The organism is Bacteroidales bacterium, from assembly GCA_031275285.1.
Classification (GTDB): Bacteria; Bacteroidota; Bacteroidia; order Bacteroidales; family UBA4181; genus JAIRLS01.
Window position 1 is genome coordinate 40671 of sequence record JAISOY010000082.1, and the last position, 20689, is coordinate 61359.

A 20689-nucleotide genomic window follows, 5' to 3' on the forward strand; every position below is an offset into this window, starting at 1 on the left:
GTACCTTTGTATCACAAAAATAATATACCATGAATTTAGAGCAATGGGTTCGTCCCAATATATGGAATCTGAAACCATATTCGACTGCAAGAAATGAATTTGTAGGAGAAGCATCCGTATATCTGGATGCCAACGAAAATCCTTATAGTGAAACATTGAATCGTTATCCGGATCCTCTGCAATGGAAAGTGAAGGAAATGATCGCACAGATAAAAGGTGTCCATAAGGAACAAATATTTCTGGGAAATGGAAGTGATGAGCCGATAGACTTAGTATACAGGGTATTTTGCGAACCGGCAATAGACAATGTAGTCGCCATTGATCCTACCTATGGGATGTATCAGGTGGCTGCCGGGATCAATAATGTAGCCTACCGGAAGGTGCTTCTTGATGACCATTTCAATTTTACGGCCGAAAGTTTATTAAAAGCGGCCGACAAACATACCAAACTGATCTTTTTATGTTCTCCGAATAATCCTACAGGTAATGATCTGAACCGGGATGAGATTGTTAAGCTGATCCGCTCTTTTGAAGGGGTCGTAGTGCTGGATGAGGCATATATTGATTTTTCTTTGCAACCGTCTTTTCTTGCCGAATTATCGCTTTTCCCTAACCTGATCGTTTTACAGACCTTTTCAAAAGCATGGGGGAGCGCCGCAGCAAGGTTGGGGATGGCATTTGCAGATCCGGAAATTATCCGCATCATGAATAAGGTAAAATATCCGTATAACATCAACCAGCTGACCCAGGATTATGCTTTGGACATGTTGTCGAAAGCCACTCGTGTGGAAAACTGGGTAAAAGCATTGACGCAGGAGCGTTCGCGCCTTCAGGAACAATTATTGATGTTGCCCTGTATTGAAAAATTGTATCCGACCAATGCCAATTTTATTCTTGCGAAAGTACCTGATGCCAATGCATTGTACCGGAGTTTAGTCGAGAAAGGCATTATTGTACGGAACCGTAACACCATTTCTCTTTGTGCCAATTGTTTGCGGATTACGGTAGGAACTTCCACCGAAAATGAAGCATTGATCGAAGCCCTGAAACAACTCTGAGAATCTTATGTATACATTTGAAACACAAATACGGGTGCGTTACGGAGAGACAGACCAGATGGGGTATGTTTATTATGGAAATTATCCATTGTATTATGAGGTTGCCCGGACCGAAATGCTTCGTTCGCTGGGCCTGAGTTATAGGGAGATGGAACAGGAAGGGATTATTTTGCCTGTGAGATCCTTAAATGTACGTTATATAGAACCGGCCCATTATGATGATTTGCTGACTTTAAAGGTAATATTAAAGGAGGTACCGACTGTACGCATTCATTTTTTTTATGAATTGTATAATGAGCAGCAGGTATTATTGAATACGGGAGAGACAGTACTGGTATTTGTTGATGCGCAAACCCGTAAGCCAAGGAAGGCACCGGATTCATTATTGGCGGAACTGGAAAAATATTTTGAACATTCGTGATTTCATTAGTAGGAGGAACCACACTATTCCTCTTTTCTCTTTTTGATTATTTTTGCATCAAATTTGCGGGATGCGCAATGAAGAATAAACATAGATAAATAATATGGCAAACAGCGTAATTCTTGGAAAGCTGGAGGGGATAAAAGTTCGTTTTGAAGAGATCGGTCAACAGATCACTGATCCGGACGTGATGGGTGATATGAAACGGTTCGTAAAACTGAACAAGGAGTACCGTGATCTGGAGCCGCTTATTGCTGCTTATGGGGAATACAAAGTTGTTTTGAGTAATCTGGATGAAGCAAAAGAAATGCTGCAGCATGAAAAAGACGAGGAACTCCGTGAGATGGCCAAGGATGAGGTTGAGCAATTAACCGGGCGCGTAGAGCCGCTTGAGGAACAGATAAAGTTATTGCTTCTTCCGTCTGACCCTGAAGATGATAAGAATGCAGTAATGGAGATTCGTGCCGGAACAGGAGGTGATGAGGCCAGTATCTTTGCCGGTGATCTTTACCGGATGTATACCCGTTTTTGTGAAAATAAAGGCTGGAAAGTGGAGGTCACCAGTATGTCACCGGGAACATCGGGAGGCTTTAAGGAAATTGTCATGAATATCAGCGGGAATAAAGTGTATGGTACGCTTAAATATGAGTCCGGTGTTCACCGGGTTCAGCGGGTTCCGAAAACAGAAACCCAGGGACGCGTACATACTTCTGCGGCAACCGTTGCGGTATTGCCTGAGGCCGGAGAATTTGATATCGAACTGAACATGAATGATATCCGTAAGGATACCTTTTGTTCATCCGGTCCCGGCGGACAATCGGTCAATACTACCTATTCGGCGATTCGTCTGACACATATCCCTACGGGGATCGTGGTCCAGTGCCAGGATGAAAAATCCCAGATAAAAAACTTCGATAAAGCGCTTGCCGAGTTACGAACCCGGATATATAACCTTGAATACCAGAAATACCTGGATGAGGTGTCTTCCAAAAGGAAAACCATGGTTTCAACAGGAGACCGTTCGGCCAAAGTCCGTACTTATAATTATCCACAAAGCCGTATTACCGATCACAGGATCAATCTTACCCTATATAATCTTCCGACAGTAGTTGATGGGGACATTCAGGAACTGATCGATAAACTACAGATGGAAGAAAATGCAGAACGGTTAAAGGACAGTGGATTATAATGAATAAAATCCGCTTTTTTGATGCCGGATTTGATGTTACTTTTTATCAGAGATGTACTTCATCATAAATGATTGATAGAAATACCATAGACCGGATTTTTGAAGCCTCACGTATTGTTGATGTGGTGGAAGAGTTTGTCTCCCTGAAACGCAGGGGGGTGAATTATATTGGTTGTTGTCCGTTTCATAATGAACGGACGCCATCGTTTGTCGTATCTCCGGCTAAAAATATTTATAAATGTTTCGGATGTGGGAAAGCCGGTAATCCGGTGAATTTCATCATGGAACATGAGCATCTCAGTTATCCGGATGCACTGCGTTATCTGGCCAAGAAGTTTCATATCGAAATTGTAGAAAAGGAACAAACCCCGGAAGAACAACAAATTGCTGACCGGAGGGAAAGCCTGATGATCGTATCGGCTTATGCATCCCGGGTTTTTCAGGAAAATCTTTTCGATACCCGTGAAGGGAAGGCTATTGGGTTGAGTTATTTTAAAGAGCGGGGCTTCCGTGAAGATATCATTAAAAATTTTGAACTGGGTTATAGTCTTGAAGCGCGGGATGCGTTTACGAAGAAGGCTATAAAAGAGGGTTATAAAGAAGAATTCCTGATTGAAACCGGCTTAAGTATCAAAGGAGAGAATGCGGTTTTCGACCGTTTCTCCGCACGGGTGATGTTTCCTATCCATAGTCTTGCCGGGAAAGTGATCGCCTTTGGTGGTCGGGTGCTGAAAGCAGATAAGAAGCAGGCCAAATACCTGAACTCTCCCGAATCTGACATATATCATAAAAGTAAAGTACTTTATGGTATTTTCCAGGCCAGAAGTAGTATTGTAAAAAACCAGAAGTGTTATCTGGTAGAAGGATATACCGATGTTATTTCCATGCATCAGGCCGGGATTGAAAATGTAGTGGCCTCATCGGGCACCGCATTAACCGTGGAACAAATACAACTGATCAAGCGGTTTACGGAGAATGTAACTGTCTTATACGATGGAGATCCGGCAGGTATCAAAGCGTCTTTACGGGGAATAGACCTGATCCTTCAGGAAGGAATGAATGTAAAGGTATTGTTGTTACCGGACGGTGAAGATCCTGATTCCTTTTCGAGGAAGCATAGTGTCACGGAGTTAGAAGAATACATCGGGAATCATGAAACGGACTTTATCAATTTTAAAGCGCAATTACTGCTGGATGATGCACAGGGTGATCCGGTAAAGCGTGCCCGTTTGATCACGGAGGTTGTACAGTCTATTTCTCTTATCCCGAATGCTATACAGCGATCGGTTTACCTGAAGGAGTCGGCCCGTATGTTCGATATGGATGAACAGATGCTGGCCGAAACGGCAGATACCATGCGTAAAAAAAAGATCAGTGACGAACGGAAACGGGAAATCCGGAAATCGGAAACAGATAGCCCACACCTTCCTTCTGACCTGGTGCCGGAAAATAATGCATCAACGCTTTCTATTGACCCGGAACAGGTGCAACATCATAAAGATATTGAATTGGCTGAAGAGGAGATTATTCGTTTACTGGTAAGCTATGGGAATAATATATTACCGGGTTGTGGTGAGTCGACCGGTGGGACGGGGTCTACTGTTGCTCATTACCTGATCCAGGAATTACGTTCCGATGACCTTGAAATCCAGGAACCGTTATTGCGCAGGATATTTAATGAATACGAACAATTACTGGAAGAAAAAGAAAGTATTGATGATAAATATTTCATTTATCATGCTGACCCTGAGATATCCCGTATGGTGGCTGGCTTGATGGCCAACAAATATGTATTGAGCAATATCCATAAAAAAAGCGGGGTGATTGTGAAAACCGAAGAAGATCACCTTGAAGAAGTTGTTCCTGTCAGTGTGCTGGCTTATAAAAACAGAAGAGTGATCATGTTGCTTAAAGATCTTTCTCTGGAAATGCAGAAGGCGGAAAAAGAGAACGATACGGAGCTTCTGGATGAATTATACGCCCGGTATATTTCACTGAATGAGATAAAGAAACAATTGGCCAAAATATTGGGAAAACGGATTGTCTATTAATCATATCATATTAAGCACTCAGTGCTATTTATTGTTTTCTTAAGTCACATGGATCAAATGGATTACGTTCAGAAAATATGATATTAATTGTTTTATATTACTTATTTTAAAATGAAGCATATAATTATTGCAGTTTTTTTTCTTCTTTTCTTTTTTTCCGGGTGTCGGCAGAAACAAGAAGTACAGATTAAGATAGGCCGGTTTGAACAGGCTTTGTTTTCCGTACCGATTGATTCGGTGGGGGAATATGTACCCAGACTGGAGAAACAGTATGGGGAGTTGTTCGATATGTATAACCAGGGGGTGATTTCGATCGGCCCTTCGAATGATCCGGATTACCCGGAACATTTGATGAATTTTCTGACCGATTCATACATGAATGCGGCTTATCGTCAGGTGACGAAAACCTATCCGGATATGTCCGGTATAGAGGAGGGACTGAGTAAAGGTTTTTCAAAATACCATCAGTATTTTCCGGAAAAGGTGATCCCATCGGTGTATACATTGATTTCCGGATTCAATCAGACCATTATAATCAGTGATACTATACTGGCTATTGCACTGGATAAATACCTGGGGAAAGATGAAGAAATGTATATTCGTTTGGGTCTGGCCAGTTACCAACGGCAGTTGATGGACAAGAAATATATTGTTTCCGATTGCATGAAAGCCTGGGGATATACCGAATTCCCCAAAAGTGACTCTACCGATAATGTTTTATCGAATATCCTGTATGAAGGAAAAATTGCTTATTATGTCAGCCAGGTGCTTCCGCAAACTTCCGATAGCATTATCTTTGGCTATAAACCTGAACAACTGAATTGGTGTATCAATAATACCCAACAGATGTGGACATATCTGGTGGAGAAAAAAATGTTGTATGCTACCGATTATCTGATCATCAATAAACTGGTGGGTCCCGGACCATTTACGACATTATTTACCCGAGAGTCTCCGGGAAGAGCTGCGGTATGGCTGGGATATAAAATCATACAATCATATATGAAACACAATAAAGTTTCGCTGGAGGAATTGTTGTTGAATAATGATTACCAGGGTATCCTGGCAAAAGCGAAATTCAGGCCGTAAAGATCAATAACTTACTTTTTTGTCTTTCAGATAAGGATACATGCCTTCCGCATAACGAAGGAATCCAAGATCCGTGAAATGCACCCCATCAACGGTTGCTTCCCCGTCATTTCCGATCATTCCTTTTCCGCGGACATACCTGATATTTTTATATCCTTCTTTCCGCAGTTTCTCATAAAGCATTTTCCATTCCCCGTCTTCTTCCTGTAATTCGGGTAAGATTTTCGTATTGAACCCGGCAAAAGGGAATTCCGGATTTTCTATCATCAATATACGTATACCCGGATGTGCATCGGCAATATGCCGGATGAAAAGATAGGCACTGTCCCGGACAATCTGTGCAGTGGTATTGGGAAGACAGTCCATGACCACTGCTTCCGCATCGATCATGCTGATAGCCCTTGCCATGGAGAGATCCAGTTTACCGTTGCCCGAAAAACCAAGATTGATGATTTCCCGGTTCAGCATCCTTCCCAGTATCGATGGGTAAGCCATTCCGGGACGGGAAGCACATCCTCCCTGTGTGATACTGGTCCCGTAAAAAACAATAGGTTTTACATCGCTCCTCTTTGTGAGGTTGCTTTTTTGGGGTTTTGTGATGATTGCCTCTTTATCCACCCCGATTTCCAATAATTCCACTCCGTCATAAAGCGGTAAATAGGCGATATATTCCCTGGTTTCTCCGGACAGGTTCTTTATGAAAAAGTAAGCAGAGGTTTTCTCTGTGTGCCTGGCCGTACCTGTATGACACCATCGATTTCCGTCAAGTACGTACAGATCGAGGCCTTTGCTTCCGGTTGCGGGCATATGGTCCATATATACGTTTGCGATGACCGTCCATCTGGCAGCAATGGCCGTGCTGTTAGTAGAGAAACGTACGGCTATACCGGAGGTGTTTTTTCCCAGGGAGATCAGTTCTTTCCGGAATTCTTTTTCCATGGAGGCCGGTAGCCGCCCATATTTGACATGGGCATTTTCAAACCCTTTCCCAATCAGCATCAGGTCATCCGCATTTACGTATTTCAGGTCTTCCAGTTGCTGGGCATTCAAAGCAGATGATAACAAAGTCAACAAAAGAATATAGATGATGAATCTAATCATGAGATGGATAATAAAAGATGATCCAACAAATATAACGAATTCTTTATATGTATAGTCAGTGTTTCTATAGAAAGATTTATTCGTAAAACCACGAATAGTCCTTCAATAAAAATCATAAATTTAAAAATCTCATAATTGATTTATTTTCAGAAAATTATTTATTTAAGTAAATATAGGAGAGAAATTAATTTTAGATGTCAGGACATTTTATTTATATTTACATAAAGAATAAGTCCTGAGGTAGGAAAAATGCAAGAGATTCATTCGGTTTTAAAACATTATTGGGGGTATGCTTCTTTTCGTCCCATGCAGGAGGAGATCATCCTTTCTGTACTGGAGAAAAAAGATACGTTGGCCCTGATGCCTACAGGCGGCGGCAAATCAATTACTTTCCAGGTGCCGGCTATGGCGCAGGAAGGGTTGTGTATTGTGGTTACTCCCCTGATCGCTTTGATGAAGGATCAGGTGGAAAACCTAAGGAAACGCCAGATAAAAGCTGTGGCGGTATATTCGGGATTGACACAGAATGAAATAGATGTAGCATTCAATAATTGCATTTTTGGCGGATATAAATTCCTATATGTATCTCCTGAAAGACTGCATACGGAGATTTTCCAGACCCGTGTCGCTCAGATGAATGTAAACCTGATCGCTGTTGATGAGGCACATTGTATTTCCCAATGGGGCTATGATTTTCGGCCGGCTTACCTTGAAATATCCAATCTGCGTGAATTGTTGCCCGGGGTTCCGGTACTGGCTGTTACGGCAACGGCAACGCCTCCGGTGGTAGAGGATATCCAGAAACAACTCAGGTTCCGGGTTCCCCATGTGATACAAACCAGTTTCGAACGCAATAACCTGGTGTACCTTGTCCGTCATGTCGAGGACAAACAACGATATTTGCTGAAGACCATCGGAAGATTTCCCGGAAGTGGGATTGTATATGTACGTAACCGGAAAAAAACGAGGGAAACGGCGCAATTCCTGCAACGTAATGGAATCGAGGCCGATTATTATCATGCGGGTTTAAGTAATGAGGTGCGCTCAGAGAAACAGGATCGGTGGAAGGAAGGGCTCTGCCGTGTCATCGTTGCCACCAATGCTTTCGGGATGGGGATCGATAAGGCTGATGTCCGGTTTGTGGTTCATCTGGATGCTCCGGATACATTGGAAGCTTATTTCCAGGAAGCAGGCAGGGCCGGCCGGGACCTGAAAAGATCTTATGCCGTATTGCTCTATGAGACAGCCGATGAAAATAAACTCAGGCAGCGGTTGCGTGTCAGTTTTCCCGAACCGGACATGATCCGGAAAGTGTACCATGCATTGGGAAATTTCCTTCAGGTTCCCTTAGGCGGTGGGCGGGATATTCCCCTTGATTTTTCACTGGAGCGTTTTGCTGCTGTCTACCAGTTGGAATTGCTGACTGCCCATCATGCACTGAAGTTGATCGAGCAGGAGGGATACATCCAGTATGATGAAGATCCCAGATCGGCCGCCAAGGTTTTCTTTACCGTTTCCCGGGAAGACCTATACAAATTCCAGGTTTCCAATGAATCATTTGATCAGTTTATCAAACTGCTTTTACGTTCATACTCCGGTTTTTTTTCAGGATATGTCAGTATTGATGAGGCAATTCTGGCCAGGAATGCGAAGGTGAGCCAGGATGTGATCTATGAATATCTGAAACGGTTGGACAAGATGAAGATCATTGATTATATCCCCCGGAGGAAGCAATCGGTCATTACCTATATCCGTGAACGGATCGATGAAAAATACCTGGCTATTTCTACCGGGAATTATAAGATCCGTAAGAAAAATATGCAGGAGAACATTGGGGCGGTGATCCGTTATGCCGGGAATCATGATCAATGCCGGAGTGTCATGTTACTGGAATACTTCGGGGAAAAGAACGCACTGCCGTGCGGGCGATGTGATTATTGTGTCCGGCAAAAAGAGAAAGAGATATCAGCCAATGAACGCGCGTCGATTATCAAGGCTATCCGGAACGAACCTCTTGCTGATATCGATACCCTCAGCAAAAACCTGGGTATTAAAGAACATAAGATCATCGAGATACTGCGTCAGATGAAAGATGATGGGGAGATCAAATAAAATGAGCCGTAACAGCCTCTATTGTATGACAAAGTAAAAAAGAAAGATTACTTTTGTCAAAATTACTTTAAGCACTCAGTGCTTTTTATTGTTTTCTTAAGTCACATTGATCAACGTGGATTACGTTCGGCAAATATGACATTGATTTTTTTATATTACTTAATTTCATTGATTTGAGTCAGAAATCAGCATTCGGAGACCAATTAATACAGCGTCAGCCTGAAATGGTATTTAGCCGTATTGATGAGGAAGTCGTCATGATGAGTATTGAAACCGGAGAATATTATGGTTTGAACCCTGTCGCTACCCGTATCTGGGAATTATTGGAAAATCCGTTGACTTTTGATACATTGATCGATGCTCTTTTACAGGAATTTGATATTGACCGCGATACATGTTGCGAAGAGGTGGAGAGTTTTCTGAAAAAATTACAGGAAAAACGCCTGATCATTGTTATTTAAGCACTCAGTACTATTTGTTTTTTCTTAAGTCGCATTGATCAAGTGGATTACGTTCAGAAAATTTGACATTAATTGTTTTATATTACTTAATACTGTAAAGCATCTTTTTCAATTATCGATACACAGAAAGACGAAAGGCAAGGCAATAAAAACCTGTTGTGAAACAAAGTCCACAACAGGAATAGTAAGTTTACCCTTCTTACTTAACGCTTCTTTTTCTTTGGTTTAATGCCGCTTTTTTCCTGTACGGAAGGGGTATTGGTTGCCCTGCTGACATGTGTTAATGGTGTTGGCTGTTTGGGTCCGGGTTTCCCTTCGATGGGTCCGGGTTTTTCTTTCCGGCTACTGATAATCAGTGAAGCAATTCCCATGAGGACGAACGGAACACTCAGCCATTGTCCCATGTTGAACAACATGGCCTTTTCAAATTCTTCCTGAGGATTTTTGATGAATTCGATAAAGAAACGAAAAGCAAATATCATGATCAGGAACAATCCGAATATCAGGAATGGTCTCGGCCTGTTGTCACATTTGCGGTATACAAGTCTTAAAACAAAATAAGTGAACAGGTAATACAACGCTTCGTAAATCTGCGTCGGATGTTTGGGTACTGTCTCTCCTTCCCGTTCAAAAATAAATCCCCATGGCAATGATGTCTGGATACCATAAATTTCGGAATTCATCAGGTTACCCATCCTGATAAAGAACCCGGCAACACCGATTACGATCACTACCCTGTCCAGTGTCCAGATATAGGGTTTCTTTATTTTTCTTGAAAAAAGGAACAATGAGATAAGGATGCCACAGGCTCCTCCATGGCTGGACAAGCCACCTTTCCAGATGAAAAGGATTTCCAGCGGATTTTGCAGGTAATATTTCGGATGATAGAAAAAGCAATCGCCGAGACGTGCTCCGATGACTGTACCTAAAATCATGTATACCAGAAGCCTGTCGACTGTTTCTGCATCCATTTCTTTTTTTACCAGTTCTTTGAAAGCATAGAAACTGGCAATAAAGGCCATCCCGTATAATATACCATACCAACGAACTGTCAGACTGCCTATACTGAATGCTTCGGGAGAAACATTCCAGTGAATGAATAAATCAAGCATGGGTTATCTTTGTTTATATATTACTAAAATAATTCTAACTGAATGGATTGATGAATAGTCAATCCTAATTTCCGGGAAATCCTTGCTTCATGGTCAAGCAACCATTTTTTGCGTTCGATTCCTCCGGCATATCCTGTCAGGGAACCATCCGAACCGATGATCCGGTGACAAGGGACTACCAGCCAAAGCTGGTTTTTTCCATTGGTGGTTCCTACCGCACGGACTGCTTTCGAATTTCCGATTTTCTGCGCAATATCGGCATAAGTCGCGGTATTACCAAACGGGATATCTAAAAGGGCATTCCATACCTTTTGCTGAAATTCGGTTCCTTCCTGATAGAGAGGTAGATCAAATATTATCCTTTCGCCTTTGAAATATTCGTCCAACTGGGAGATACACTTTTTCAACAATTCCGACCCGATCTGATCATCATTATGGGAATCGTTACAAAAAAATAATGCAGTAATCTTATTATCAGAGGAATGGATTTCTACAAGCCCGATAGGGGACATGTAATGAGCGATGGCTATTTTATCTGACATAGCTATAAATCAATACTTTCAAAATTCTTTATTTTCAGGCAAGATATAAAAAAATTCGTATATGGGAAAGATTATTTGTAGACAATAAGATAGATCATTCTTTATATTCCAGAATGTCACATGGTTGACAATCAAGCACTTTGCATATTGCTTCCAGCGTGGAAAACCGGATTGCTTTTGCCTTGTTATTTTTCAGGATCGATAAATTGGCCATCGTGATATCTATTTTCTCTGACAGTTCAGACAATGACATTTTCCGCCTGGCCATCATCACATCAAGGTTTACTATTATTGCCATGATTATATCGTTAATTCGTTTTCAGTCCTCAACTGTTCTCCTTCCTTGAAGACAAAACTAGTTAAAAAAGCAATTAGTATCAGGCAGATATCCAGAATAAACCTACCTAAGGTAATATTATAATGATGCGTCCAGTATTCACCATCCAGCCAAATCATGGATATTTCCGAACCTAATATTGAGTTCAACAAATCGAAAACCAATAATACAGTGAAACAATAAGCTATTTTAGTGAAATAGGCTGAGCTTTTTATAAAAAATGTAGAGAGATTTTTTACACTTCTGAAAAATTTCACCAGATACTTAAGTAACAATAAACAGATCAAGAAAGGTATCATGATCCGGAATAAGGTAAGAAGCTTGCTCTTAACAGATAACCTGTTTAAATAATAATATTTGTTTCCGGACTCTTTCCATTCGGTATATGTCTCCGGCGAATCCGGAATACTTGACAAATACGAAATCATTGAATAATTTTCGCCGGTTACTACTACTTTATCATAAAATTCCGGATGTATTGATGAGTGGATGAAGATAAAAATAAAAGCCGTCAATAGTGTGATAATGAAACCGATTACTATTTTAAAAACTAGATCAGCAAATTTTAATACCTGGGTTGTTTTCATATTTTTAGGATTTTTTATATTTGAACAATGATGCAAAGGTAATTCTATTTATCGAATAACAATAAAAAATTATCATTTATCAATATATTTTTATTGAAAAATGATTTATTCTAATGTAAATATGAAAGTATTATCCATCTTTTTATTTTCTTTCTTCTTTTCTCTGACAGTATTTTCCGGAAACCAGGATGAAAAACCCGAATTGAAACAAAAGGAAACGGCTTTTATTGCCGGAGAATTAGCGAAAATCACAGATAATGTAACAGGAGAACAGGTGGCCTGGCATTTAAATTATTACCTGGGACCCATACTTCGCAATTGCGAAAAAGATCCGGATAATTGGATAGCTCCAACAGAAAGGGTACTTAATCTGCTTGCCGATAAAATGGCCACAGGTCCGGATGGATATAAGGGATTCATCGGGCCGTATATTTATAATGAAACACAACATTGGTGCGATGTTCATGTTGGCGATGCGATCCTGGTCACCCACATGTTACGTTTTTCCCTGATTGTCTATGGGAACCATGATATGAAAGAAAAATACGGTAAGAGTGCTTTACGATTCATTAATATCGGTAAAAAAGACCTGATTGAAAAATGGGAAAAGCGGGGAACTTATATCGTCGACGGGCCGTTTGCCGGTTATGATGAATGGAATCAATTCTGCAAACCGGGAAATATGAATGAATGGTATATTGATGACCATCCACGCGGACAAAATTCGTCTTCGCCTGCTCTGCCTTTTAATAAAGCAATGGATATGGGACATTGTATGTTACAGATTTATGCACTTACCGGAGAAGCAGACTATAAAAAAAAAAGCGGAAAGGATTTTTAATCGCGTTAAGGCAGGAATGAATCCCTATATGAACGCTTACACCTGGAACTATTGGGAACCTGTTTCTCCAAAGGATATCAATATACATTCTACCCGTAACGAACGTATTTTATCGCATTGGGTAGGTACTCACCCTTACCGTAATTATCAGGATGGCGAAGTGGCAAAAATAGTCTATGCCTATGATATGGGAGTGACATTTACGGAAAAGGATATCCGGCGGTTGATCAATACAAATCTGGGATTGATGTGGAATGGTAACAGGCAACACCCTGAGTGGGCGAACTCCGATTCCGGATTACCGGGATATACAAAAGCAGCACCTTCTGAGGCATATCCGACTACCGCAGGAATATACTGGAGTGCGCTTTCCCGGTTCGACACGACGATCTGTTACCTGGTCAATAAAGCGAGAAGTAAAAATGTGCAGATATGTTCGGTTGATTTTGTCCGTGCTTATGCACCGGATGTTGTTGTTGAAGAACCTGTCTGGATGAAGGGGATTAAAGAAAGTGCCGGACAAACAGAAGCCATAGTTATCCCGTCGGTGGTACCGCCGGGGGAGAATACGGTCATCCTCTCGAAAGCGCTGGCGCCGATGTCTCCGGTAGAAATATCTGTCCGTCTGCTGGAAGGCGAAGATACTATACCTATTGTAACCCAACAGATGGGCAACGGCATCCAGCTGTTCTATGTCTGGGACGGAAAGATCAATGGACGACGTACTCCCGGGCAATATGTCATTATCTGGAAATATATGGGAGGAGAGCGGGCTTATCCTGTAACATTGATGTAACAATTAAAATTTTATGTTGGAAACCAGCCTCCTATTCCTGTAAAAGATCTGTCTCTGGAAAACTTGGTGTTTTCATATATATATCTTAATATTGCACAATGAGTTATTGTATACACTGGTAAAATATATTGTTGATTTTTAATGATATATTATTTGTTAAATCACACATCCGAATACTTTGTTCATTTATCATCTACCATAAACAGAAGAACCAATGAGTAACCATTCAGTCAACCGCAGGAATTTTATTAAATTATCTGCTGCCGCGAGTGCAGCGTTAGCTTTGAACCATGCAACAATACAGGCTAAGCCTGCTATCCGGGAAAATAAAATACCGGAACGTACCCTTGGAAGGACCAATATTCAGCTTCCAATACTAAGTATGGGGGTAATGCGGGCGGATAATCCATCTGTTGTGCGTGCAGCATATAATTCCGGGATCATTCATTTTGATACGGCCAACGGATACCAGAACGGGAAGAATGAAGAGATGCTGGGAACTTTCTTTTCCGGTAAACCCAGGGATTCGTATATTCTTGCCACTAAAGTAAAGCAGAATTTGGGTGACGATGCTGTTGAAAAGTTCCTGGAACAATTTGAGACCAGCATGAAACGATTGAAGATGGATCATGTGGATATTCTCTATTTTCATGCTTTGAGCAAGCCGGAAGAAGTCAATTATGCACCCATCGTTGAAGCAATGGTTAAACTAAAGAAAGATGGCCGGACAAAATATATCGGATTATCTACACACAGCAATGAGCCTGCAGTAATTAATGCGGCCGTGGATAACGGGAATTACGATGTAATTCTGACATCCTATAATTTTAATCAAAAACACCTGTCGGAATTGAATCCGGCTATTGAGCGTGCTGTAAAAGCAAATCTGGGTATTGTAGCCATGAAAACGATGGCCGGTGGATACCTGGATCGTGAACGGACTCAAAAGGTAAATACTAAGGCCGCATTAAAATGGGCTTTACAGAATCCGAATATACATACAGCCATTCCAGGATTCACTTCTTTTGAAGAATTGGAGGAATGTCTGGATTCAGCTGCTAATCTGGAAATGGATCAGGAAGAAAAGAATTTCCTTTCAGTTACAGCCAATCAGACTCTTTTGTACTGTCAGGGCTGCAGGAATTGTATCGACCAGTGTTCAAAGAATCTGCCTATTCCGGATATGATGCGTGCATATATGTACAATTATGGGTACAAAAGCCCGCAACTTGCCCAGGAAGTAATTACCGGACTACAACTGGCAGAAAATCCCTGTGGGGATTGTGCTGCCTGTACTGTAAGATGTACCGGCGGATTTCAGGTTGCTGAAAAAATAAAGGATATTAACCGTCTCCGGAATGTATCCAAAGATTTCCTTGTGTAAGATTACATATTATAATGATATGATGAGAACTTTCCTTTTATTGATAGTACTGGCTGCAGCGCAATATAGTTTTGCACAGACTGCTTCCGAATTGAAATCCAAATTACCCGAAATATCCGGATGGGATATTGATCCGAATGTTGAGACGTTTGATCAGAATACATTGTTCGAGCGCATTAATGGTGCTGCGGGAGGGTACCTGTTGTATGATTTTGAGGAACTGATATCTTTTGTGTACAATCAGGTCGAAGAGGGTGAAAATGTACCTTATATTACCATTCAGGTATATCGCCATGCCACACCGGCCGATGCTTTCGGTATTTATGCAGCTGAAAGGCCATCCCAGGCAAATTTTCTACAAATCGGTGCGGAAGGATACCAGGAAGGGCCTATGCTCAACTTTTTTGTAGACCGGTTGTATGTGAAGATGGAAAGTCCTTCTTCATCCGATCATGTGATAAAGACAGTGGAAGAAATTGCCCGTAAATTCGGAAAGAGTATCCGCTCCAAGCCGAAAATGCCGGAAATCCTTCAGGCTTTTCCAACAGAAAATAAGATGGCGCACAGTGAAATGTATGTCCCGAAAAGTTTTTTGGGTCATGAGTTTTTATCCAAAGCATTTACTGCAGTTTATGAGTTATCCGGTAAGTCTTACCAGGTATTTATTATCAATGCGGAAAACTCCGGAAAAGCGAAGGAAATGCTGGAAAAATATTATGGGTTTACCAAACAGGCTGATAGTGTAAAAGAAGGGCGTCTCACCATTAAAGACCGTTATAACGGTGATCTGGAATGTATCTGGAAAGGGCAGTATATCTGGGGAATTCTGAATGACAACCAGATTCCTTTAAAAACGGATGAGATTTTAAAGGAAGTAGGAAAACGCCTGTAATCAGGAGAAGATGTGATTAAATGATGGTATTTCTGACCAGGGTCTGGTAGTCAGGTATTTCGCGGAGAAAACAGGCCGGTTTTTCTCCTGCCTGGGAAGACAGGCAATAGTGTTGCAGTCCATTGGTCACCATCAGGTAAGGCGCATGAATGGTCAGGTTGTATATGGTTATCTGTTCGAACACTTTTTGTGTAATATTTACTTCTGGAGCCTTGCATTCAGCCAGTAACAGAGGTTGTCCGTTGCGCCCATATACAATTACATCGCTGCGTTTATTCATTTGGACGTATTTCAAAGGTGTTTCTACCGAAATGAGCGAGATCGGGCATTTTTTTTCTGTAACCAGATAATTGATCAGATGTTGACGTACCCATTCTTCCGGAGTCAGCGCAACATATTTCCTGCGTACGGAATCAAAGATGGACATTTTATTGCTGATAACTTTTGTCCGGACCTGATAAGCAGGAAAATTTAATGGATCCAAGGTAAAAAAGTATTAGAAATAGAATTCAAATTTACATAATCTTATTGTATGGACAATGTGACAGGAAAAATCCTCTGGAATGATTTCATTGAAAATGATGAGAATTGGTACCATTACAGAAGCAGTATTATTTCATGAATGTAAAAAAGACCGGCATATAAAGTGGCTATAGATTTTGGACTATGTGGGATTCGAAAGGGTTTGCTCCAGATAACGTAAATTACATACAGCAAATGAGACTGTCGGGAAGCATGTGATCACGATTATGATTTTCCCCGTAAGTAGATTGTTTAAATGATAGTTAAGATTCTGATATTTAGAATTTTATATCGATGAAAAATGATATTGTCCTCTTAACAACTGAAAGAAAAACCGGTAACGGATTAAGAACAGGATAGAATTTTTATTACCATTGCAGGATATTTTAAAAGCATTACACGTTAAATAACACTAATATGAAATTTGTATCTACCCATAATAATGATGTTATCCGTCAGGTTTTATTTATCATTGCATTGATTGCTTTGGGCGTTGTTATATTCAAGGAGTTACGTTTTTTTCTGGGGGGTGCTTTGGGGGCACTTACGTTTTACGTGATACTGCGTAATCCGTTTTTATTCCTGGTCGAGAAGCGTAAATGGAATAAAAGTATCGCCTCATTAGCGCTTATTTTATTACTGGTGATTTTTTTAATGCTGTTCGGTGCCGGAGCCATTGATATGGTCATGTCCAGAATTTCAGAATTTGATAATAAGCGGGTGATGGATGGCATTAATGTGATCAATGATAAGATCAAGCAGGCAACCGGATTTGATATTTATTCCAGCAAATTCTTTGAGCAAACAAAAGATACATTATTGCGCATTACCTCGGAAGTATTGAATTCAGCGTATGGTTTTGCAGCAAATATGGTGATGATGATATTCATTTTGTATTTCATGTTGGTGAACAATACAAAAATGGAAACCAATGCAGTCAAGATTATTCCGTTCCGGGGAAAAGCGTTGTCTCAGGTACTTCAGGAAGTAAAAGGCATGATAATTTCCAATGCAGTAGGGATCCCGTCCATTATGATCATACAAGGAATGATTGCGACATTAGGGTACTGGATTTTTGGTATTAAGGATCCATGGTTTTGGGGTGTGATTACTGGATTCTTCAGCATCATACCAATCGTCGGAACAGTTGCCGTATGGGGACTACTGTGTATCTATTTACTGGGTTCCGGACAAATATGGCAAGGTATCGGGCTTTTGCTTTATTGTGCCGTTCTTGTATCATCTATGGATAATATCGTCCGCATTGTGTTGGGTAAATATATGGTCAATACGCATCCCCTGATCACGATCCTGGGAGTAATTATGGGAATAAGCCTGTTCGGGTTTTGGGGTATTATCTTCGGACCTATATTGATAGATCTGTTTTTACTTCTGTTTAAAATATACCGTACAGAATATATGCATGAAAACGAACGGCCTTCTGATTCCTCAAAAGCGGTTGTTTCCTGATGTTCATCGATCCTCCTGAGTATCCAGATGCTTTTTTACAGTAAAGAAAAAAGTACTTCCTTCACCGAGTTTGGACTCTACCCATATACGTCCTCCCATTTGTCCGATCAGTCCTTTTGAGATAGATAGTCCCAGGCCGGTACCTCCATATTTAGGTTTAAGTTCAATTTCTGTTCCCTGCCGGAAATATTCAAAGATAACTTCTTGTTGATCTTCCGGAATACCAATGCCGGTATCTTCCACAAAAAATAATAATTCGGAAGGATCATCCGTCTCTTTGTAACCAAACCGGATATAGCCTTTTTCAGTGTATTTAATAGCGTTTTCTACAAGATTATATAAAACTTGCCGTATTCGTGTACGATCATTTTTGACGGTATCATCTTTCAGGAAATGGCGATCATCGAGATGAAAGAAGAGGGCCGTATTCTCTCCCAGCTGGAGTATGAACAGGTTTTCGATCTCTTTCATCAGTTCATTTAGTTCAAATTCGGCAGGAAAGATTTTGATTTGCTGGATTTCCAGTTTGGAGATATCGATGATGTTTTCAACCAGTTGTAATAATTGGGAAACACTATTGTGGATGGTTGAAATATATATTTTACGTTTATCCGGGGAAAGCCTTTCATTTTCGACAAAACCAATGAATCCCATGATCGCATTCATGGGTGTACGGATCTCGTGAGACATATTTGCCAAAAATACTGATTTTAAACGATCGGCCTCTTCGGCTTTTTCTTTGGCTATATTTAAGGATTGTTCCACTTCTTTTTGTTTGGTAATATCAATCACTAATCCATCCCAGACAACATTCTTTTTGTCATCGATATGCGGAAATTCATGATTGTATAACCATATTGACTTACCATTTTGTGTAAGATGGAATTCATGCCTGAAGGGTTGTAACTTGATGGCATATTCCCGTTCTTTTTTCTTGATAGCTTCGGATCCTCCTTCATCTAAGTACGAAAACAGGTCACGATGACCATTCATAAGAAGTTCAGGAGAAATGCCGAATAATTTTTCTACATTACTACTGATATAAGACAGGTGCTCTTTTCCATCCTCACTGATGATCTTTCTGTATATGAATCCTCCGGAGAGATTATTGCTCATGCTGTACAGCTGCATGTCCTTTTCGGCCTGTTCAGCTGTTTTCTTCTGGACCATATCTTCAAGATAATCCTTGTACATGTTCAACTCATTGTTGGACAGGCGTAACTGTTCCTGTATCTGTAACATTTCTTCATGGCTTTCCTGTAGTAATGAATTTTTTTTCTTGATTTGCCGATAGTTGGCAATTAATTTGGTCAACAAAATAGCCATCAATGCCAAAGCTATCAGGGAAAGGACAATGATTTTACGACGACGGATAATACTTTGATTCTGCTGCTCAGCCTGCATTTGCCATTCCAACTCCTTTTGTTCCTGAATTTCTTTTAGCTCATATTGTATCTGTAATATGTCTAAACGTCTTTTACTTTCGACGGAGACCAATGAATCATGTAGGTGAACCGATAATCGTTTTACTTTGAATGCTTTTTCAGGATTTCCTTTTTTCAGGTATATATCGCTTAATTTGTTTAATATCTGGACCTCTACAGATGCGGTGCCGGTTTCACGGTTGTATTTCTGGGCTGTCAGGAAAGATCGTTCTGCTTTATCCAGTTGTCCTGATTCCAGGGCATCTGTTCCTACCCACATATATATATGGGCTATGGTAGAAGGAAGTTCAGAGGATAAAGCTTTTTGCAGGGCCTTGTTTTGGTAATAAACAGTACTGTCCTTCTTTCCGGATCTCTTGTATATATCGCTGATTCCCTGATACGTATAAGCCAAGGCGAAATTATTGGGGTTGATCTGCTCATATAATGAACTAGCTTCAGATAATAGCTCCAACGTTTTTTGGGGATCTGTTTTTGCAGTAATATTAAAAGCATAATCGCGGAGAACGGTTGCTTCCATTTGGTAATTATCTATCCGTTGGAAGTATTCTATAGCCGTCTCATAAAGTTGTATGCTGGTAGCCGTATCATTCAGGGCCAGATAAGGGGCAGCCAGGTTATAACTGATAGATGCTGCAGACAAAGTATCTCCGATGCTCCAGGCTATATCCAATGCATCTTTCCCGTATTCAATCGAGAGCTCATTTTCTGAAATGTCCTTATAGATCTGAGACATCAATCTTTTGATGTCCAACATCCATTCCTGGTCATCTACCTGAAACAATGATGAGGCAATGTTCAGGTATTCCAATGCTTGTATATATTTTTCCTGGGCCCGGTAGGTATAACCGATATTATACATGGCTGCAGCTTTTTCATAGGCAGAGCCAAGCTGTGACGCTTTTTCATAAGATTCCTCAAAATAATGAATGGCTTCATCATGTCTTCCGGCATAGTAATAAATAGCTCCCATGGTCCGGGTTATTTCAATTTCCCCTTTCAGGAAATCAATGTTCTGGGAAAGAACCAATCCGCTGTCTGCATAATAATATGCCGTATCATAATATTGTTGTTCTCCCTGGTAAACATTCACATATGCAGAAGTCGAGATTTCACGGGCAATTTTATTGTAAAGCATGATACGTCCCGTATCAGTTTTTTCTTTATGCAACATCACCCGCAGACTATCTATTTTTGATGTCTGAGCGATAGAAGTCATAACTAAGCAGAAGCACGCAATAAAAATGCACCAGGATCTATTCATGCATGATAGCTATTC

At 40.7% G+C, this 20689-nt stretch carries 19 protein-coding genes; 12 read left to right on the plus strand and 7 right to left on the minus strand.

Features of this window, described 5'->3' with window-relative positions; translation table 11 throughout:
* Positions 1-29: 29 nt before the first annotated feature.
* The 5 genes from hisC (at position 30) to LBQ60_08525 (ending at position 5808) form a co-directional block, all read left to right on the plus strand.
* Entirely contained in the window at positions 30-1058 is a 1029-nt protein-coding gene (hisC, locus tag LBQ60_08505; GenBank protein MDR2037950.1) for a histidinol-phosphate transaminase, read from the plus strand.
* Positions 1059-1065: 7 nt separating this feature from the next.
* Complete coding sequence (locus LBQ60_08510) at positions 1066-1479, plus strand: acyl-CoA thioesterase (protein MDR2037951.1); 414 nt, start codon at positions 1066-1068, stop codon at positions 1477-1479.
* 103 nt (positions 1480-1582) lie between these two features.
* Positions 1583-2668 (plus strand): peptide chain release factor 1, encoded by a 1086-nt coding sequence (gene prfA / locus LBQ60_08515; protein ID MDR2037952.1) that lies wholly within the window; start codon positions 1583-1585, stop codon positions 2666-2668.
* A 68-nt stretch (positions 2669-2736) separates the two neighbouring features.
* The gene (gene dnaG, locus LBQ60_08520; protein ID MDR2037953.1) at positions 2737-4719 is read left to right on the plus strand and encodes a DNA primase; all 1983 of its coding nucleotides are present in this window, start codon (positions 2737-2739) and stop codon (positions 4717-4719) included.
* 111 nt (positions 4720-4830) lie between these two features.
* Entirely contained in the window at positions 4831-5808 is a 978-nt protein-coding gene (locus tag LBQ60_08525; protein MDR2037954.1) for a hypothetical protein, read from the plus strand.
* Positions 5809-5811: 3 nt separating this feature from the next.
* Here the strand turns inward: LBQ60_08525 and LBQ60_08530 are convergent, their stop codons facing one another.
* A complete protein-coding gene (locus LBQ60_08530; protein ID MDR2037955.1) occupies positions 5812-6909 on the minus strand; it encodes an SGNH/GDSL hydrolase family protein in 1098 nt (365 codons plus the stop codon).
* Between the two features lie 249 nt (positions 6910-7158).
* Here LBQ60_08530 and LBQ60_08535 point away from each other — a divergent pair, with 249 nt between their 5' ends.
* Both LBQ60_08535 and LBQ60_08540 read left to right on the plus strand, forming a co-directional pair.
* Positions 7159-9021, plus strand: a complete 1863-nt coding sequence (locus LBQ60_08535; protein ID MDR2037956.1) for a RecQ family ATP-dependent DNA helicase — start codon at positions 7159-7161, stop codon at positions 9019-9021.
* 173 nt (positions 9022-9194) lie between these two features.
* Positions 9195-9482, plus strand: coding sequence for a lasso peptide biosynthesis PqqD family chaperone (locus tag LBQ60_08540; GenBank protein ID MDR2037957.1), 288 nt, complete (start codon positions 9195-9197; stop codon positions 9480-9482).
* A gap of 203 nt (positions 9483-9685) precedes the next feature.
* Here the strand turns inward: LBQ60_08540 and lgt are convergent, their stop codons facing one another.
* The 4 genes from lgt to LBQ60_08560 form a co-directional block, all read right to left on the minus strand.
* The gene (lgt, locus tag LBQ60_08545) at positions 9686-10594 is read right to left on the minus strand and encodes a prolipoprotein diacylglyceryl transferase (protein ID MDR2037958.1); all 909 of its coding nucleotides are present in this window, start codon (positions 10592-10594) and stop codon (positions 9686-9688) included.
* Between the two features lie 23 nt (positions 10595-10617).
* On the minus strand, positions 10618-11136 hold the full coding sequence (locus LBQ60_08550) for a methylated-DNA--[protein]-cysteine S-methyltransferase (GenBank protein ID MDR2037959.1): 519 nt from the start codon (positions 11134-11136) through the stop codon (positions 10618-10620).
* A gap of 94 nt (positions 11137-11230) precedes the next feature.
* On the minus strand, positions 11231-11434 hold the full coding sequence (locus LBQ60_08555; protein MDR2037960.1) for a helix-turn-helix transcriptional regulator: 204 nt from the start codon (positions 11432-11434) through the stop codon (positions 11231-11233).
* A gap of 2 nt (positions 11435-11436) precedes the next feature.
* The gene (locus LBQ60_08560; protein MDR2037961.1) at positions 11437-12060 is read right to left on the minus strand and encodes a DUF2975 domain-containing protein; all 624 of its coding nucleotides are present in this window, start codon (positions 12058-12060) and stop codon (positions 11437-11439) included.
* Between the two features lie 121 nt (positions 12061-12181).
* On the opposite strand from LBQ60_08560, the gene LBQ60_08565 reads away from it, so the two are divergent.
* From LBQ60_08565 to LBQ60_08580, 4 genes are all read left to right on the plus strand, one after another.
* Entirely contained in the window at positions 12182-12901 is a 720-nt protein-coding gene (locus tag LBQ60_08565) for a hypothetical protein (protein MDR2037962.1), read from the plus strand.
* Between the two features lie 28 nt (positions 12902-12929).
* The gene (locus LBQ60_08570) at positions 12930-13697 is read left to right on the plus strand and encodes a hypothetical protein (protein ID MDR2037963.1); all 768 of its coding nucleotides are present in this window, start codon (positions 12930-12932) and stop codon (positions 13695-13697) included.
* Between the two features lie 214 nt (positions 13698-13911).
* Positions 13912-15081 carry an aldo/keto reductase gene (locus LBQ60_08575; protein ID MDR2037964.1) on the plus strand — a complete coding sequence of 390 codons (1170 nt, stop codon included), beginning with the start codon at positions 13912-13914 and terminating at the stop codon, positions 15079-15081.
* 19 nt (positions 15082-15100) lie between these two features.
* Complete coding sequence (locus tag LBQ60_08580; GenBank protein ID MDR2037965.1) at positions 15101-15973, plus strand: hypothetical protein; 873 nt, start codon at positions 15101-15103, stop codon at positions 15971-15973.
* 16 nt (positions 15974-15989) lie between these two features.
* Here LBQ60_08580 and LBQ60_08585 read toward each other — a convergent pair whose 3' ends face one another.
* A complete protein-coding gene (locus LBQ60_08585; GenBank protein ID MDR2037966.1) occupies positions 15990-16457 on the minus strand; it encodes a type I restriction enzyme HsdR N-terminal domain-containing protein in 468 nt (155 codons plus the stop codon).
* A gap of 455 nt (positions 16458-16912) precedes the next feature.
* Here LBQ60_08585 and LBQ60_08590 point away from each other — a divergent pair, with 455 nt between their 5' ends.
* Positions 16913-17965 (plus strand): AI-2E family transporter, encoded by a 1053-nt coding sequence (locus tag LBQ60_08590; GenBank protein ID MDR2037967.1) that lies wholly within the window; start codon positions 16913-16915, stop codon positions 17963-17965.
* Between the two features lie 3 nt (positions 17966-17968).
* Here LBQ60_08590 and LBQ60_08595 read toward each other — a convergent pair whose 3' ends face one another.
* Complete coding sequence (locus LBQ60_08595; GenBank protein ID MDR2037968.1) at positions 17969-20629, minus strand: tetratricopeptide repeat protein; 2661 nt, start codon at positions 20627-20629, stop codon at positions 17969-17971.
* Positions 20630-20689 lie beyond the last annotated feature (60 nt).

Excerpts from the sequence above, each read along its gene's own strand:
- hisC (MDR2037950.1), top strand. The coding sequence starts at position 30 with ATGAATTTAGAGCAATGGGTTCGTCCCAATATATGGAATCTGAAACCA.
- LBQ60_08510 (MDR2037951.1), top strand. The coding sequence starts at position 1,066 with ATGTATACATTTGAAACACAAATACGGGTGCGTTACGGAGAGACAGAC.
- prfA (MDR2037952.1), top strand. The coding sequence starts at position 1,583 with ATGGCAAACAGCGTAATTCTTGGAAAGCTGGAGGGGATAAAAGTTCGT.
- dnaG (MDR2037953.1), top strand. The coding sequence starts at position 2,737 with ATGATTGATAGAAATACCATAGACCGGATTTTTGAAGCCTCACGTATT.
- LBQ60_08525 (MDR2037954.1), top strand. The coding sequence starts at position 4,831 with ATGAAGCATATAATTATTGCAGTTTTTTTTCTTCTTTTCTTTTTTTCC.
- LBQ60_08530 (MDR2037955.1), bottom strand. The coding sequence starts at position 6,909 with ATGATTAGATTCATCATCTATATTCTTTTGTTGACTTTGTTATCATCT.
- LBQ60_08535 (MDR2037956.1), top strand. The coding sequence starts at position 7,159 with ATGCAAGAGATTCATTCGGTTTTAAAACATTATTGGGGGTATGCTTCT.
- lgt (MDR2037958.1), bottom strand. The coding sequence starts at position 10,594 with ATGCTTGATTTATTCATTCACTGGAATGTTTCTCCCGAAGCATTCAGT.
- LBQ60_08550 (MDR2037959.1), bottom strand. The coding sequence starts at position 11,136 with ATGTCAGATAAAATAGCCATCGCTCATTACATGTCCCCTATCGGGCTT.
- LBQ60_08555 (MDR2037960.1), bottom strand. The coding sequence starts at position 11,434 with ATGGCAATAATAGTAAACCTTGATGTGATGATGGCCAGGCGGAAAATG.
- LBQ60_08560 (MDR2037961.1), bottom strand. The coding sequence starts at position 12,060 with ATGAAAACAACCCAGGTATTAAAATTTGCTGATCTAGTTTTTAAAATA.
- LBQ60_08565 (MDR2037962.1), top strand. The coding sequence starts at position 12,182 with ATGAAAGTATTATCCATCTTTTTATTTTCTTTCTTCTTTTCTCTGACA.
- LBQ60_08570 (MDR2037963.1), top strand. The coding sequence starts at position 12,930 with ATGAACGCTTACACCTGGAACTATTGGGAACCTGTTTCTCCAAAGGAT.
- LBQ60_08575 (MDR2037964.1), top strand. The coding sequence starts at position 13,912 with ATGAGTAACCATTCAGTCAACCGCAGGAATTTTATTAAATTATCTGCT.
- LBQ60_08580 (MDR2037965.1), top strand. The coding sequence starts at position 15,101 with ATGATGAGAACTTTCCTTTTATTGATAGTACTGGCTGCAGCGCAATAT.
- LBQ60_08590 (MDR2037967.1), top strand. The coding sequence starts at position 16,913 with ATGAAATTTGTATCTACCCATAATAATGATGTTATCCGTCAGGTTTTA.
- LBQ60_08595 (MDR2037968.1), bottom strand. The coding sequence starts at position 20,629 with ATGACTTCTATCGCTCAGACATCAAAAATAGATAGTCTGCGGGTGATG.